Source organism: Solwaraspora sp. WMMA2101 (assembly GCF_049179175.1).
Taxonomy (GTDB): domain Bacteria; phylum Actinomycetota; class Actinomycetes; order Mycobacteriales; family Micromonosporaceae; genus Micromonospora_E.
The window spans coordinates 4,735,503-4,750,144 of sequence record NZ_JBMHMA010000006.1; the positions used below are offsets into that span (position 1 = coordinate 4,735,503).

The 14,642-nt window shown below is 70.5% G+C and carries 16 protein-coding genes; 15 read left to right on the forward strand and 1 reads right to left on the reverse strand.

The features are described 5' to 3' along the window. Window positions 1–232 precede the first annotated feature (232 nt). Both rpmE and prfA read left to right on the forward strand, forming a co-directional pair. Window positions 233–457, forward strand: a complete 225-nt coding sequence (gene rpmE, locus ACN28F_RS22595) for a 50S ribosomal protein L31 (RefSeq protein WP_289209903.1) — start codon at window positions 233–235, stop codon at window positions 455–457. 101 nt (window positions 458–558) lie between these two features. Beyond that, on the forward strand, window positions 559–1,647 hold the full coding sequence (gene prfA / locus ACN28F_RS22600) for a peptide chain release factor 1 (protein ID WP_421359614.1): 1,089 nt from the start codon (window positions 559–561) through the stop codon (window positions 1,645–1,647). 43 nt (window positions 1,648–1,690) lie between these two features. Here the strand turns inward: prfA and ACN28F_RS22605 are convergent, their stop codons facing one another. After that, entirely contained in the window at window positions 1,691–3,247 is a 1,557-nt protein-coding gene (locus tag ACN28F_RS22605) for a GGDEF domain-containing protein (RefSeq protein WP_289209905.1), read from the reverse strand. A 106-nt stretch (window positions 3,248–3,353) separates the two neighbouring features. On the opposite strand from ACN28F_RS22605, the gene prmC reads away from it, so the two are divergent. From prmC to ACN28F_RS22670, 13 genes are all read left to right on the forward strand, one after another. After that, window positions 3,354–4,292, forward strand: coding sequence for a peptide chain release factor N(5)-glutamine methyltransferase (gene prmC, locus ACN28F_RS22610; protein ID WP_421359616.1), 939 nt, complete (start codon window positions 3,354–3,356; stop codon window positions 4,290–4,292). Between the two features lie 90 nt (window positions 4,293–4,382). Continuing rightward, window positions 4,383–5,027, forward strand: a complete 645-nt coding sequence (locus ACN28F_RS22615) for an L-threonylcarbamoyladenylate synthase (protein WP_289210858.1) — start codon at window positions 4,383–4,385, stop codon at window positions 5,025–5,027. Then, the gene (locus tag ACN28F_RS22620; protein WP_289209907.1) at window positions 5,028–5,645 is read left to right on the forward strand and encodes a phosphotyrosine protein phosphatase; all 618 of its coding nucleotides are present in this window, start codon (window positions 5,028–5,030) and stop codon (window positions 5,643–5,645) included. A 56-nt stretch (window positions 5,646–5,701) separates the two neighbouring features. Next, complete coding sequence (locus tag ACN28F_RS22625; protein WP_289209908.1) at window positions 5,702–6,100, forward strand: hypothetical protein; 399 nt, start codon at window positions 5,702–5,704, stop codon at window positions 6,098–6,100. A gap of 346 nt (window positions 6,101–6,446) precedes the next feature. Next, window positions 6,447–6,578, forward strand: a complete 132-nt coding sequence (locus ACN28F_RS22630; protein WP_282229072.1) for a hypothetical protein — start codon at window positions 6,447–6,449, stop codon at window positions 6,576–6,578. A 28-nt stretch (window positions 6,579–6,606) separates the two neighbouring features. Beyond that, complete coding sequence (gene atpB, locus ACN28F_RS22635) at window positions 6,607–7,407, forward strand: F0F1 ATP synthase subunit A (protein ID WP_278171190.1); 801 nt, start codon at window positions 6,607–6,609, stop codon at window positions 7,405–7,407. A gap of 111 nt (window positions 7,408–7,518) precedes the next feature. After that, on the forward strand, window positions 7,519–7,728 hold the full coding sequence (gene atpE, locus ACN28F_RS22640) for an ATP synthase F0 subunit C (RefSeq protein ID WP_278171189.1): 210 nt from the start codon (window positions 7,519–7,521) through the stop codon (window positions 7,726–7,728). A 67-nt stretch (window positions 7,729–7,795) separates the two neighbouring features. Next, window positions 7,796–8,338 carry a F0F1 ATP synthase subunit B gene (locus tag ACN28F_RS22645; RefSeq protein WP_282229070.1) on the forward strand — a complete coding sequence of 181 codons (543 nt, stop codon included), beginning with the start codon at window positions 7,796–7,798 and terminating at the stop codon, window positions 8,336–8,338. Then, window positions 8,338–9,162, forward strand: coding sequence for a F0F1 ATP synthase subunit delta (locus ACN28F_RS22650; RefSeq protein ID WP_421359617.1), 825 nt, complete (start codon window positions 8,338–8,340; stop codon window positions 9,160–9,162). The genes ACN28F_RS22645 and ACN28F_RS22650 overlap by 1 nt, the downstream gene beginning before the upstream one ends. A gap of 56 nt (window positions 9,163–9,218) precedes the next feature. Beyond that, the gene (gene atpA, locus ACN28F_RS22655; RefSeq protein WP_421359619.1) at window positions 9,219–10,865 is read left to right on the forward strand and encodes a F0F1 ATP synthase subunit alpha; all 1,647 of its coding nucleotides are present in this window, start codon (window positions 9,219–9,221) and stop codon (window positions 10,863–10,865) included. Between the two features lie 11 nt (window positions 10,866–10,876). Next, window positions 10,877–11,809, forward strand: coding sequence for a F0F1 ATP synthase subunit gamma (locus ACN28F_RS22660; protein WP_289209911.1), 933 nt, complete (start codon window positions 10,877–10,879; stop codon window positions 11,807–11,809). Next, window positions 11,809–13,263, forward strand: a complete 1,455-nt coding sequence (gene atpD / locus ACN28F_RS22665; RefSeq protein WP_289209912.1) for a F0F1 ATP synthase subunit beta — start codon at window positions 11,809–11,811, stop codon at window positions 13,261–13,263. Before ACN28F_RS22660 ends, atpD begins: the two co-directional genes overlap by 1 nt. Window positions 13,264–13,429: 166 nt before the next feature. Continuing rightward, complete coding sequence (locus ACN28F_RS22670) at window positions 13,430–14,560, forward strand: LCP family protein (RefSeq protein WP_289209913.1); 1,131 nt, start codon at window positions 13,430–13,432, stop codon at window positions 14,558–14,560. Window positions 14,561–14,642 lie beyond the last annotated feature (82 nt).

The window sequence follows — 14,642 nt, forward strand, 5'->3', positions numbered from 1 at the left end:
CGGCACCGACCGCGTCCGGTGCGGGAATCGCCCGGGCGCGTCGGACGTTACGTCCGGCGGTACGTCGTGCCGGTCGCGGCGGGTGGCACTGCCCGCCCGCCGCGATCCGGCACCGTGACACATGGCAGACTGGTCGACGGCCAGGGTTCCGGTTCACGCCCGAGTCGACCCGCACACCGGTGCGGGCGATGCCGACGGCGACCCGGCGACCGACGATGAGAGGACCTCACCCATGAAGAAGGACATTCACCCGCAGTACGTGACCACCGAGGTCACCTGCTCCTGCGGCGCCTCGTTCACCACCCGCAGCACCGCCTCCAGTGGCAAGATCCACGTCGAGACCTGCAGCGCCTGCCACCCGTTCTACACCGGCAAGCAGCGCGTCCTCGACACCGCGGGTCGGGTGGCCAAGTTCCAGCAGAAGTACGCGAAGGTCCAGGCCAAGAAGGCCAAGTAGCGCTCCGTACGACGCCCGCTGCCCGTCACCACGACGGGGGCGGGCGTCGCGGTGTCTGCAGACGGGTTCACGGGTGTCCGCTCGGTGAAGGAGTCACGGGTATGAGCAGCGAACGCCTCGCCGGGCTTCTCGACGAGTATGCCGAGCTGGAACGGCAGCTGGCGGATCCGGGCCTGCACGCCGACCAGGTCACCGCCCGCCGGGTCGGCCGCCGATTCGCCGAGCTGGCCCCGCTGCACAAGGCCGCCGACGAGCTCGCCCAGGCCCGGGCCGACCTGGTCGCCGCCCGGGAACTCGCCAGTGAGGATGCGAGCTTCGCCGCCGAGGCCGAGGCGATCGCGGCCAGCCTGGCGGGCCTGGAGGCCCGCCTCGCCGAACTGCTCATCCCCCGCGACCCGCACGACGCCAAGGACGTCATCGTCGAAATCAAAGCGGGCGAGGGCGGCGAGGAGTCGGCGCTGTTCGCCGGCGACCTGCTGCGGATGTACGTGCGGTACGCCGAACGACGCGGCTGGCAGGTCGAGGTGCTCGACTCGCAGGACTCCGACCTGGGCGGCGTCAAGGACGTCTCCCTCGCCGTGAAGTCACGCGGCGTACCGGAGGGCGGCAACGGCGTCTGGTCCCGTCTGAAGTGGGAGGGCGGGGTGCACCGGGTGCAGCGGGTGCCGGTCACCGAGTCGCAGGGTCGCATCCACACCAGCGCGGCCGGCGTACTCGTGCTGCCCGAGGCGGAGGAGGTCGACGTCACCGTCGACCCGAACGAGCTGCGCATCGACGTGTTCCGTTCGTCCGGCCCCGGCGGCCAGTCGGTCAACACCACCGACTCGGCGGTCCGGATCACCCACCTGCCGACCGGGATCGTGGTCTCCTGCCAGAACGAGAAGAGCCAGCTGCAGAACCGGGAACAGGCGATGCGGATCCTGCGTGCCCGGATGCTCGCCGCGGCTCAGGAGCAGGCCGACGCGGTGGCCTCCGACGCCCGCCGCTCCCAGGTGCGCACCGTCGACCGCTCGGAACGGATCCGCACCTACAACTTCCCGCAGAACCGGATCACCGACCACCGGATCGGCTACACCGCGTACAACCTGGACCTGGCGCTCGGCGGAGAACTCGACGGCGTCCTGGACGCTCTCGCCGAGGCGGACCGGGCGGCCCGGCTCGCCGGCGACACCGAACTGGGCCGCCGCTGACCTGCCCCCGGAGCCGGTCCCGGAGCGGGTGCCTGCCGGGCTTTCAACGGAGCGGATGCGGGTGCTGGCGGGTGGCGCGCATCTGTCTGGTGGCGACGTCGAAGGCGCGGCTGAGTGCGTCCCGCAGCGCCGGCCCGGTCCCGTCGACCTCGGCCCAACCGACACTGACCCCGACCGGGGTGCCCGGCACCAGCGACTCCCACTCCTCGCCGGCCACCGCCTCGGTGATCCGCCGGGCCACCTCGGCGGCCTCGACCCGGCCGGCACCCGGCAGCACCACGACGAACTCGTCACCGCCGAAGCGGGCCACGAAGTCACCCCGACGCATCACCCGGTTGATCACCCCGGCGACGCGCTGCAGCACCAGGTCCCCGGAGTGGTGACCGTGCACGGTGTTCACCGACTTGAAGCCGTCGAGGTCGCAGATCATCACCATGGCCCGGTCGGCGCGGCCGGCCAGGTCCGACACGTACCGGTCGAGTTGACGGCGGTTGGCCAGCCCGGTCAGCGGATCGGTGAGCGCCTCCGCGGTGTACTGCGCCGTGGTGCGGCGCATCTCCTCGTGGTCGAGCCGGGCGGCGATGCCGTCGACGTACATGTCGCGGAGCCGGTCGTTGCGGCGGTTGGCCAGGCGGAACGCGTACCGGTCGGCGTCGTGCGCCGCCACGTGGTCGCCACAGCGGGTGTACGCGACGCTGCGCAGCCGGGCGGACTCGGCCGCGCCGAGCGTCTCGGCCGACACCATCGCCGTGTCCAGCCGGGTCAACGCCTCCGCCGACCGGTCGGCGGCGATCGCCAGGCAGACCGCGCCGAGCTGCCGCAGGTCCCGGGCGCGGGCGCTGTCCCCGCCGTCGATCATCAGGCGGGTGGCCTCGGGCGCGCCGGCGGGCAGCCGGGCCGGCTCGCCGAGCGCCGCCAGCCGGGCCAGGGCGTACCCGTACGCCACCCGGCTGCTCGGCCGCAGCAGGTGGGTCCGCCCGGTGGTGACGAACTTGACCAGGTCGGTGCCGATGTCCCGGAGCACCCGCAGACAGCCGTCGGTGTCGCCGTGATGGTCCAGTGCGACCGCGTTGCGCAGCCTGATGGCCGGCGCGGCGAAGGTCTCCTCGGCGATGCCGGTGGCGTTGCCGAGTTGGCGGGCGCGCTCGATCGCGCTCAACGCGTGTCCGTGGAAGCTCAGGTAGGAGTAGGCCATCGCCAGGTCGTGCCAGCCCCAGGCGGTCTCCCGGTCTACGTCCGGCGCCGTGCCCAACGCCCGGGAGGCCTGCACCAGGTGCGTCACGCACCGGTCGAACGCACCCTGGTGGTGGGCGGCCAGCGCGGCCAGGGCGTGCAGGTGGCCGTGCAGGTAGGGCTCGGCGATGTCGCGGGCGGCCTCGAAGGCGTGGTCCACCGCCGCCGCGTACTCGGCGGAACGGCCCAGGTTCAGCAGCGCGGAGAGGCGCTGCACCAGGGCGTCGGCCCGCACGTACGGATCGTCGCTGGTGCGGATCACCTGCTCGAAGGCGACGCAGGCTTCAGCCGATCGGCTGCTCTCCATCAGTGTCCGGGCCTGCATCAGGGCCTCGGCCTGGTCGGTGAGCCGGTCGACCCAACCCACGCACAACCTCCCTGGGGGCCCGCTGGAACCTGGCGCGCGACGCACACCGGGGACGTTCCGTGGACCGCTGTCACGGACGTCCGGGTGGACGCTCCATGATTATGTCGTGAACCGCTTGTCAGAAAACACCTCCGGGATCCCGGATCGACGGCCGATTTCGACGGTGTTGACCGCTGCGACCGCCCGGCTGGCCGCCGCCGGGGTGCCGTCCGCCCGGGTGGACGCGGAGCTGATCGCCGCCTCGGTGCTGGGAACCACCCGCAGCCGACTGGCGCTGAGCAGCGGCTTCACTCCCATCGACGAGGCCCGCTTCGATGAGCTGGTGTCCCGGCGGGTGGCCCGGGAGCCGGTGCAGCATCTCACCGGATCGGCACCGTTTCGTTATCTGGAGCTCGCGGTGGGTCCCGGGGTGTTCGTTCCCCGGCCGGAGACCGAGGTGCTCGCCGGCATGGTCGTCGACGCGGTGCGCGCCCCGGCCGTCGACGCCCCGGCCGGTGACGCCCCGACCGTCGTCGACCTCTGCAGCGGCAGCGGCGCGGTGGCGCTCGCGGTGGCTCACGAGGTGCCGGGAGCGCGGGTGGTCGCGGTGGAGCGGTCCACCGCCGCGCTGGCGTGGTTGCGCCGCAACGCCGCGACGCAAGCGGCGGCCGGGGACCGGCCGATCGAGGTGGTGGGCGGTGACGTCACCGACCCTGGGCTGCTCGCCGAGCTGACCGGCCGGGTGGACGTGGTCGTCTGCAACCCGCCGTACGTGCCGGAGGCCACCCCGGTGCCGCCGGAGGTCGCCGGACACGATCCGGCGGAGGCCGTCTTCGGCGGCCCGGACGGGTTGGCGGTGATCCGTCCGGTGGTGGGGTTGGCAGCCACGCTGCTGCGCGCCGGCGGCCTGTTCGCCGTCGAACACGACGACAGCCACGCGGCCGCGGTCGGCGCGCTGATCGCCGCCGATCGGCGGTTCGTCGACGTGACCGGGCACCGGGACCTGGCCGGTCGACCCCGGTTCGGCACGGCCCGTCGGGCGGCGCCGACCGCCGGTACGGGCTGAGACGGCCGGCGCTGCTGGCCGGGGCGACCGCCGGTACGGGCTGATCGGTGCGGATCAGGCTGCGGGCACGTGGCAGACTGGCTCACCGTGATGCTCTATGACTGCCGGTCCGCCGCCGACCGCGACAAAGGCATCGCCGCGGCGATCGAGGCGGTCAAGAACGGCGAGCTGGTCGTGTTGCCCACCGACACGGTGTACGGGGTCGGTGCCGACGCCTTCACTTCGTACGCGGTCACCGCGTTGCTCAACGCCAAGGGCCGGGACCGGCAGATGCCGCCGCCGGTGCTGGTCGGCTCCCGGCACACCCTCGACGGTCTGGTGCTGATCCTGCCGCAGACCGCCCGGGACCTCGCCGACGCCTTCTGGCCGGGGGCGTTGACGATGATCGTGGAGCACGCGCCGAGCCTGAACTGGGATCTGGGCGAGACCAACGGCACGGTCGCGGTCCGGATGCCACTGCACCCGGTGGCGCTGGAGGTGCTGCGGGAGACCGGCCCGATGGCGGTGTCGTCGGCGAACAAGACCGGTCGGCCGCCGGCGGTGACCGCCGCCGAGGCCCGCGATCAGCTCGGCTACTCGGTACGGGCCTACCTGGAGGCGGGGCCGTGTCCGGACCCGGTGCCGAGCACCATCGTCGACCTCACCGGGGACACCCCCCGGGTGGTACGGGCCGGCGCGCTGCCGATCGAGAAGCTGCGTGACGTGGTGCCGGACATCATCGGTACGGAGTCCTGAGTGCCGCCGTTCACCGTTCTCCACGTCTGCATGGGCAACATCTGTCGGTCGCCGATGGCCGAACGCCTGCTGGTGCTCGCGGTCGCCGAACGGCTCGACCGGTTGCCGCCGACGGCCGGGACGTCGGCGGTGGAGGAGCTGCTGCACAGCCACAGCGCCGGCACCGGCGGCTGGCACGCCGGCGAGGAGATGAACCCGCCGGCCGCCCGCCAGGTGATCGGCCGAGGTGGTGACACCGACGGGTTCGCCGCCCGCAAGCTGCGGTCCGATCAGATCGACGCCGCCGACCTGATCCTCACCGCCACCGCCGACCAGTTGGAGTACGTCGTGGCGCTGCGGCCGGACGCCGCCGACCGCACCTTCGTGCTCGGCGAGTTCGGTCGGCTGCTGCCGGCGGTGGATGTCACGGCGCTGCCGGCCGTCGCGCCGAACCCGGAGGCGGTGTACGCGCGGGGTGTGGCGTTGGTGGCGGCGGTCGCCGCCGTGCGCGACGACGCCGGTCCACAGCCTGGTGACGATCTGGACGATCCGTGGGGGCGGGGCGACCACACCTTCGCGCGGGTCGCCGACGAGATCGAGGAGACGGTGGGGGCGCTGAGCGTGGCGCTGCTGCCCTGAGCCCGTCGGACGGAGGCGATCGGAGTGGACGTGCCGGTCCGCGGGGTGCGGCGGTGATGGCCGTACGGCTGCGGCACCTGCCGGTGCCGTTGCTGGTGTCGGCGGTGCTGCTGGCGGTGCTGACCGCCGTCGGTGCCGGCCTCGACGGTGCGCCGGGTGCGCTCGGGGCGGCCGCCGGGGTGCTGCTGGTGGTGGTCAGCTACGTGGCGTCGTCGTTGGCGCTGGCCTGGGCGGACTCGGTGCATCCCCGGATGGTGCTCAGTGTGGGGCTGCTCACGTACAGCCTGAAGTTCGCGGTCCTGGGCGCGGCGGTGTTCGCGGTGGCGGCGTCGGACTGGGCCGGGCAGCGGATGCTCGCGGTGGCGATCATCGTCGGCACTGTCGCGTGGATCACCGCCCAGGTGTGGTGGACGTGGCGGGCCCGGATCCCGTACGTCGAGATCGACCCGCGCTGACCGTCGCGCCGTCGCCCGAGGAAGCCTGGTCCACGTACCGCCATCGTCGAGGGTATTCCACGGATTTGTCGGCAAATATCGGTACGATCGGCAGGTTCGTGCCACGCCGTGACAGGCGTGCTGCGGGGAGTGGATACCGGCGGGCCCGGAAGAGGAGTACCGTGTGCTCCCATCTGAGGTGCCACCGGGTCGCCCACACAACGAGGGTTGTGCGGGGGGTGACGCACAGCCTCCATCGTTGCCCTGATATGTTTCCGGCGTCATGGCCGGTGAACCACCTTCTGAACCCGCAGGTCCCTCGGGGGCCGACACGGGGTTCGCCGCGCTCGGCTACCTACTCGGCGGGATGGCTGTGTGGGGCGGGGCGGGGTGGCTCGTCGACCGTTGGCTGGACCTGCCCAACGTCGGGCTGCTGATCGGGCTGATCGGCGGGACGGCGGCCGGGGTCTACCTGACCGTTAAGAAGCTGGGCGCGTGAACCAGGCCCGACCGACGGAGGATGCGCGTTGATTGAGCAGCCGACCGTTCTCGCCGCGGAGTTCCCTCCCGGCGTGGATGCCTTCGACTTTCGCAGCCTGATCCCGGGGCTGGACGGTACCGCCTGGGCGGCCGCCTTCACCAAGATCACGCTGCTGCTCTGGATCGCCGCCGCGCTGGTGATGATCTTCTTCCTGGTGACGTACCGCAGCCCGAAGCTGGTGCCGACCAAGGGCCAGTGGCTGGCCGAGTCGGTGTACGGCATGGTGCGCGACAACATCGCCCGGGACGTGATCGGCAAGGACGGCGTGCGGTTCGCGCCGTACCTCACGGTGCTGTTCTGCTTCATCCTGCTCAACAATCTCTGGGGCATCGTTCCGTTCGCCCAGATCTCGCCGATGTCGCACATCGCCTTCCCGATGGTGCTCGCGGTGATCAGCTGGCTGATGTACATCGGGCACGGCATCGCCAAGTGGGGCTTCGTCGGCTACATCAAGCACTCCTGCTGGGTCTCCGGCGCGCCGCTGTGGGTGCAGCCGATCCTGGTGCCGATCGAGTTCGTCTCGAACCTGATTCTGCGGCCCGTCACGCTGGCAGTCCGGCTCTTCGCGAACATGTTCGCCGGCCACATGATCCTGCTGGTCTTCGTCCTCGGTGGCGTGGCGCTGTTCCAGGCCGACAGTCTGTTCATCAAGCCCATCGCCGTCCTGAGCTGGGGCATGGCGATCGTGATGACCTTCTTCGAGTTCGGCATCATGATCCTCCAGGCCTACGTGTTCACCCTGCTCAGCGCGACCTACCTGCAGCACTCCCTGGCCGAGTCGCACTGATCCCGGCCCCCTGATCGGCACACGTCCGCAGTGCGTCACGCGGGCGACAACTGAACATTCACCTAAACGTGCGCGTGATGGACACGCGTTCAACGCAGGAGGAAAACAACCATGGAGATCACCGGCAACCTGAACGCCATCGGCTACGGCATCGCCGCCCTGGGCCCCGGCATCGGCGTCGGTCTGGTGTTCGCCGCCTACATCCAGGCGACCGCCCGCCAGCCGGAGAGCGCCGGCCTGACCCGGGTCTACATGTTCATGGGCTTCGCCGTGATCGAGGCGCTCGCCCTGCTCGGTCTGGTGCTCGCGTTCGCACTCTAAGACGACCGGCGCGGTCTGACTCGGTGACCGGCAGCGCGAGCGCCGGTCCGGGCGAAGGGAACTGTCCATGTACGAAGAAGTCACGTACATAGCCGCGGAAGAGGGCGGGAACATCCTGCTCCCACCGCTGTCCGAGATCATCGTCGGTCTGATCGCCTTCGGTCTGCTCGTCGCCGTCCTGCTGAAGTTCGTGTTCCCGCGGATGGAAGCCATGTACCAGGCGCGGGTCGAGGCGATCGAGGGCGGCATCAAGCGGGCCGAGGCCGCCCAGGCCGAGGCGAACCAGCTGCTGGAGCAGTACAAGGCCCAGCTGGCCGAGGCGCGTACCGACGCGGCCCGCATCCGTGACGACGCCCGGGCCGACGCCGAGGGCATCCGACAGGACATCCTCGCCAAGGCGCGGGAGGAGTCCGACCGGATCATCGCGGCCGGCAAGGAGCAGCTCGCCGCCGAGCGGCAGACCATCGTCCGGGAGCTGCGTGCCGAGGTCGGCACGCTCGCGGTCGACCTGGCCGGTCGGATCGTCGGCGACGCGCTCGCCGACGAGGCCCGCCGCAAGGGCACCGTCGAGCGCTTCCTGGCCGACCTGGAAAGCACGGGAGCCCGCTGATGCAGTCCGCCACCAGCCGGGAGTCCTACGCGGCGGTGACCGGCCGACTCGTCGGCTACGTCGCCGGTGCCACGCCGGCGGCGGTCGCCAGCACGGCCGACGAGATCCTCTCCGTGGCAGACCTGATGCGCCGTCAGCCCCGGCTGCGGCGGGCGCTGGCCGACCCGGCCCGCCCCGCCGACGACCGGATCGGGCTGCTGCGCGGTCTGCTGGACGGCAAGGTCGGCGCGGACAGCATCGAGCTGCTCAGCGCCGTCGTGGCGGCCCGCTGGTCGGCACCGTCGGAGCTGCTCGACGCCACCGAACGACTCGGTGTCGACGCGGCGCTGTCCGGTGCCGAGTCCGCCGGCGAGCTGGCCGAGGTGGAGGACGAGCTGTTCCGCTTCGGCAAGATCATCGATGGTGACCCGCAGCTGGGTGCCGTGGTGGGTGACGTCACCGTACCCGCCGACCGGCGGGTCGAACTGGTCCGCACACTGCTCACCGGCAAGGCGCTGCCGGCCACGGTGCGCCTCGCCGAGCAGGCGGTCCGTGGCTTCGGTGGCCGGTCCGTCGGGGCCGGGCTGAACCGTCTGGTCGAGATGGCCGCCGCCCGACGCGACCAGCAGGTCGCGCACGTCACGGTCGCCGCCCCCCTGACCGATGCCGAGGAGCAGCGGTTGGGTGCCACGCTGGCCGGAATGTACGGTCGACAGGTCTCCGTCAAGTTGACGGTCGACCCTGCCGTACTCGGCGGGATGAGCGTACGGATCGGCTCCGACCTGTACGACGGCACCGTGCGGCGCCGCCTCATCGACACCCGTAAGGCGCTCGCCGGGCGCTGAATCAGTCCATGCCGTTCCGGGTTCATCCGGGCCACTAGACATAGAGGAAGCAGAGGATGGCCGAGCTGACCATCTCGTCGGACGAGATCCGTGGTGCCCTAGAACGCTACGTCTCCTCCTACACGCCGGAGCTGTCTCGCGAAGAGGTCGGCACCGTGGCGGACGCCGGGGACGGCATCGCCCACGTCGAGGGCCTGCCCTCCGCGATGGCGAACGAACTGTTGGAATTCGAGGACGGCACGCTGGGCGTGGCGCTGAACCTCGACGTACGTGACATCGGTGTGGTCGTGCTTGGCGACTACTCCGGCATCGAGGAGGGGCAGCGCGTCAAGCGCACCGGCCGGGTGCTCTCCGTACCGGTCGGCGACAAGTTCCTCGGCCGGGTGGTCAGCGCGCTCGGCGAGCCGATCGACGGCCTCGGCGACATCGTCAACGATGGCTTCCGTGAGCTGGAGCTGCAGGCGCCGAACGTGATGGCCCGGCAGTCGGTGCACGAGCCGCTGCAGACCGGTATCAAGGCCATCGACGCGATGACCCCGATCGGTCGCGGTCAGCGTCAGCTGATCATCGGCGACCGCAAGACCGGCAAGACCACCGTCGCGCTGGACACGATCCTCAACCAGCGGGCCAACTGGGAGTCCGGCGACCCGACCAAGCAGGTGCGCTGCATCTACGTGGCGATCGGACAGAAGGCCTCCACCATCGCCTCGATCAAGGGCGTGCTGGAGGAGCACGGCGCGATGGAGTACACCACCATCGTCGCCTCGCCCGCCTCCGACCCGGCCGGCTTCAAGTACATCGCGCCGTACACCGGCTCGTCGATCGGCCAGCACTGGATGTACGCCGGCAAGCACGTGCTCATCGTCTTCGACGACCTGAGCAAGCAGGCCGAGGCGTACCGGGCCGTGTCGCTGCTGCTGCGTCGCCCGCCGGGCCGTGAGGCGTACCCCGGTGACGTCTTCTACCTGCACTCCCGGCTGCTGGAGCGGTGCGCGAAGCTCTCCGACGAGCTGGGTGCCGGCTCGATGACCGGCCTGCCGATCATCGAGACCAAGGCCAACGACATCTCGGCCTTCATCCCGACCAACGTCATCTCGATCACCGACGGTCAGATCTTCCTGGAGACCGACCTGTTCAACCAGGGCCAGCGGCCGGCGATCAACGTCGGTACCTCGGTCTCCCGGGTCGGTGGCGCCGCGCAGGTCAAGCCGATGAAGAAGGTCGCCGGCCGGCTGCGGCTGGACCTGGCCCAGTACCGGGAGCTGGAGGCGTTCTCCGCGCTCGCCTCCGACCTGGACAAGGCGTCGCGTAACCAGCTGGACCGTGGTGCCCGCCTGGTCGAGCTGCTCAAGCAGGCGAACTACTCGCCGTTCCCGGTGCAGGAGCAGGTCGTCTCGGTCTGGGCCGGCACCGAGGGCAAGCTCGACGACATTCCGGTCGGTGAGATCCGACGCTTCGAGTCGGAGTTCCTGGAGTACCTGCGGCACTCCCACTCCGGCACCTTGGACTCGATCGCCGCGCACAACTGGAACGACGAGATCATCGCCACGCTCAGCGACGCGATCGAGAAGTTCAAGCAGATGTTCCTGTCCAAGGACCCGGCCCGGGTGATCAACGAGGCGCCGGCCGAGGCCCTGGAGGGCGAGCAGGAGCGCGAGAGCGTCACCCGGTACGTGGCCGACGCCGACGCCGAGAAAGAGTAAGGCGGTTCCGGATGCCAGCGCAGGTTCGGGTACTCCGCCAGCGGATCCGCTCGGCGAAGTCGATGAAGAAGATCACCAAGGCGATGGAGCTCGTCGCGACGAGCCGGGTCGCCAAGGCCCAGGCGCGGGTGGCGGCCTCGCTGCCGTACGCCAACGCGATCACCGGTGTGCTCACCGCGCTGGCCTCGAACGCCTCGGTCGACCACCCGCTGCTGACCGCCCGTGCGAAGGTGCGGCGGGCCGGCGTGCTGGTGATCACCAGCGACCGGGGTCTGGCCGGCGGGTACAGCACCAACGCGATCAAGACCGCCGAGTCGCTGATCGCGCGGCTGAAGGCCGACGGCAAGGAACCGGTGCTGTACGTCATCGGCCGCAAGGGCGTGTCGTACTACCGGTTCCGCAACCGGCCGATCGAGGCGAGCTGGACCGGCTTCTCCGAGCAGCCCAACTTCGCCGACGCCCGTGAGGTCGGTCAGACGCTGATCGCGGCGTTCCAGCGTGGTGCCGACGACACCGACGGTGCCGGGGCCGACCAGGTGCTCGGGGTGGACGAGTTGCACATCGTCTCCACCGAGTTCAAGTCGCTGATGACGCAGACCCCGGTGCCCCGCATCCTCGGCCCGATGGAGGTCAAGGACCGGCCGATGGAGGCCGCGGCGGGAGTGCTGCCGGCGTACGAGTTCGAGCCGAACGCCGAGGCGCTGCTCGACGCGTTGCTGCCGAAGTACATCAACACCCGGATCTACGCGGCGCTGGTCGAATCGGCGGCGAGTGAGTCGGCGGCGCGGCGGCGGGCGATGAAGAGCGCCACCGACAACGCCGAGGAAATGATCGAGAAGTACACGCGGCTAATGAACTCGGCGCGTCAGGCCGGGATCACCCAGGAGATCAGCGAGATCGTCGGCGGCGCCAACGCGCTCGCGGCGGCGGGAAGTGAAGTGTGATGACTGCCTCTGTAGAAACCCAGGCAACCGGAGCGACCAGTACGGCTACCGGCCGCGTGGTCCGGGTCATCGGCCCGGTCGTCGACGCCGAGTTCCCGCGCGAGGCGATGCCCGCGATCTTCAACGCCCTGCACGTGGACGTCGCGCTCGCCGGTGGCGAGCGGACGCTGACCCTCGAGGTCGCCCAGCACCTGGGCGACAACGTGATCCGGGCCATCTCGATGCAGCCGACCGACGGCATGGTCCGTGGCGCGGAGGTCCGGGACACCGGATCCCCGATCACGGTGCCGGTCGGGGACGGCATCAAGGGCCGGGTGTTCAACACCATCGGTGAGTGCCTCAACCTCGCCGAGGGCGAGACGCTGCAGGTGACCGAGCGCCGGTCGATCCACCAGAAGGCGCCGGCCTTCGCCGACCTGGAGCCGAAGACCGAGATGCTGGAGACCGGCATCAAGGTGCTCGACCTGCTCGCCCCGTACGTCAAGGGCGGCAAGATCGGCCTGTTCGGTGGTGCCGGCGTGGGCAAGACGGTGCTCATCCAGGAGATGATCATCCGGGTCGCGAACAACTTCGGCGGTACGTCGGTCTTCGCCGGCGTCGGCGAGCGGACCCGTGAGGGCAACGACCTGATCCACGAGATGACCGAGTCCGGCGTCATCGACAAGACCGCCCTGGTCTACGGCCAGATGGACGAGCCGCCGGGCACCCGGTTGCGGGTCGCGCTTGCCGCGCTGACCATGGCGGAGTACTTCCGCGACGTGCAGAAGCAGGAAGTGCTGCTGTTCATCGACAACATCTTCCGGTTCACCCAGGCCGGTTCCGAGGTCTCCACCCTGCTCGGCCGGATGCCGTCCGCAGTGGGTTACCAGCCCACGCTGGCCGACGAGATGGGTGAGCTGCAGGAGCGGATCACCTCGGTCCGGGGCCAGGCGATCACCTCGATGCAGGCGATCTACGTGCCCGCCGACGACTACACCGACCCGGCGCCGGCCACCACCTTCGCCCACCTGGACGCCACCACCAACCTGGAGCGGTCCATCTCCGACAAGGGCATCTACCCGGCGGTTGACCCGCTGGCGTCCTCGTCGCGGATCCTCGCCCCGGAGTTCGTCGGCCAGGAGCACTACGCGGTGGCCTCCGAGGTGAAGCGGATCCTGCAGAAGTACAAGGACCTGCAGGACATCATCGCCATCCTCGGTATGGAGGAGCTCTCCGAGGAAGACAAGATCACCGTCTCTCGGGCCCGGCGGATCGAGCGGTTCCTGTCGCAGAACACCTTCGCGGCTGAGGTCTTCACCGGCATCAAGGGTTCCTACGTGCCGGTCAAGGACACCATCGAGGCCTTCCGCAAGATCAGCGAAGGGGAGTACGACCACTTCCCCGAGCAGGCCTTCTTCATGTGCGGTGGGCTGGACGACCTGGAGCGCAACGCCCGCGAGCTGATGAAGGGCTGACGACGGCGTCAGCCGTCGGCCTGGAGTGCAGGGCCGACCCGGCGGTACCCCGACGGGCGCCGCACCGGACATCCGGTGCGGCGCCCGTCGCGTTTCCCCCGTCGGTCGTTTGCGTCTGCCGGCCAGGGGTACCCGACCGGCTCTGCGGCGGACGGGGGTCGGGGCGATGGCGCAGCGGGATCGGACACGGACACGCCCATCGCGGCTGAGCCGGCCGGAACGGCTCGCGCTGCTCGCCGTGCTCGTCGGGTTGGTCATGGTGGCGGGCTCGGTGGTGGTGCTCAGCCGGACCGTCGTCGACCGGGCCGCGAGGTCGGTGCCCACGGCGGACCTGTTCGGCGACGGCGGCGAAACAGCCGCGCTGGACGGTCCGCTGACCGGGCCGGTGAACCTGCTGCTGGTCGGCGTGGACCGGCCGACCGACCAGCCGCAGCGGGTGCCCCGGGCGGACACCGTACTGCTGGTGCACGTGCCGGCGGGGCTGGACCGGGCGTACCTGATCTCGCTGCCCCGCGACCTGCTGGTGGACATCCCGGCGTTCGGAGTCAGCGACTATCCCGGCGGGGTCGACCGGATCAACGCGGCGATGGCGTACGGCAGCAGAGTGCCGGGTCGCGCGGAGCCGGACCCCGTGTCCGGTTTCCAACTGCTCGCGTCGACTGTCGCCGCCCGTACCGGTGTCGACCGTTTCGATGCCGGTGTCATCGTGAACTTCGCCGGGCTGGAGCGGCTGGTGGACGCGATCGGTGGGGTACGGATGCGGATCGACGCCGACGTGCGGTCGGCGCATCGGCAACCCGACGGCCGGCCGCGCCCGGCGAACCCGGACGGTTCGGGCTACGTCGGTCCACAGGCCGAGTACCGGCAGGGGGAGCGGTTGCTCTCCGGCTGGCAGGCGTTGGACTACGTCCGGCAGCGGGAGAGCCTGCCCGACGGTGACTACGGCCGCCAGCGGCATCAGCGGCAACTGGTCCGGGCCCTCGCCGAACAGGTGGTCACCCGGGACCTGGTCACCGATCCGGGCCGGTTGACCGCAGTCCTGGACGCCGCCGGCACGGCCGTGGTCGTGGACACCCGGGGCCGGTCACTCGTCGACTTCGCGATGGGGCTGCGGCAGATCCGGGGCGACCGGATCGTCCTGCTGGACCTGCCGGGTGTCGCGGTCACCGGCGGCGACGGCGAGTATCTCGGCGAGCGGTTCACCACCGATGCCGACGACTGCCTCGCGGCACTGCGCGCCGGAACTCTCGACCAGTTTGTTGCAACCCGTCCTGAACTGGTCAATCGCGAAAAGTGACGGTTGTCGGCCGGCCACCCGGCGCGGGTACGGGAGACCGCCCCGACTAGACTCGCAGACGACCTCGCCACCAAAGGAGACC

Excerpts from the sequence above, each read along its gene's own strand:
- rpmE (WP_289209903.1), top strand. The coding sequence starts at position 233 with ATGAAGAAGGACATTCACCCGCAGTACGTGACCACCGAGGTCACCTGC.
- prfA (WP_421359614.1), top strand. The coding sequence starts at position 559 with ATGAGCAGCGAACGCCTCGCCGGGCTTCTCGACGAGTATGCCGAGCTG.
- ACN28F_RS22615 (WP_289210858.1), top strand. The coding sequence starts at position 4,383 with ATGCTCTATGACTGCCGGTCCGCCGCCGACCGCGACAAAGGCATCGCC.
- ACN28F_RS22625 (WP_289209908.1), top strand. The coding sequence starts at position 5,702 with ATGGCCGTACGGCTGCGGCACCTGCCGGTGCCGTTGCTGGTGTCGGCG.
- ACN28F_RS22630 (WP_282229072.1), top strand. The coding sequence starts at position 6,447 with ATGGCTGTGTGGGGCGGGGCGGGGTGGCTCGTCGACCGTTGGCTGGAC.
- atpE (WP_278171189.1), top strand. The coding sequence starts at position 7,519 with ATGGAGATCACCGGCAACCTGAACGCCATCGGCTACGGCATCGCCGCC.
- ACN28F_RS22645 (WP_282229070.1), top strand. The coding sequence starts at position 7,796 with ATGTACGAAGAAGTCACGTACATAGCCGCGGAAGAGGGCGGGAACATC.
- ACN28F_RS22650 (WP_421359617.1), top strand. The coding sequence starts at position 8,338 with ATGCAGTCCGCCACCAGCCGGGAGTCCTACGCGGCGGTGACCGGCCGA.
- atpA (WP_421359619.1), top strand. The coding sequence starts at position 9,219 with ATGGCCGAGCTGACCATCTCGTCGGACGAGATCCGTGGTGCCCTAGAA.
- ACN28F_RS22660 (WP_289209911.1), top strand. The coding sequence starts at position 10,877 with ATGCCAGCGCAGGTTCGGGTACTCCGCCAGCGGATCCGCTCGGCGAAG.
- atpD (WP_289209912.1), top strand. The coding sequence starts at position 11,809 with ATGACTGCCTCTGTAGAAACCCAGGCAACCGGAGCGACCAGTACGGCT.
- ACN28F_RS22670 (WP_289209913.1), top strand. The coding sequence starts at position 13,430 with ATGGCGCAGCGGGATCGGACACGGACACGCCCATCGCGGCTGAGCCGG.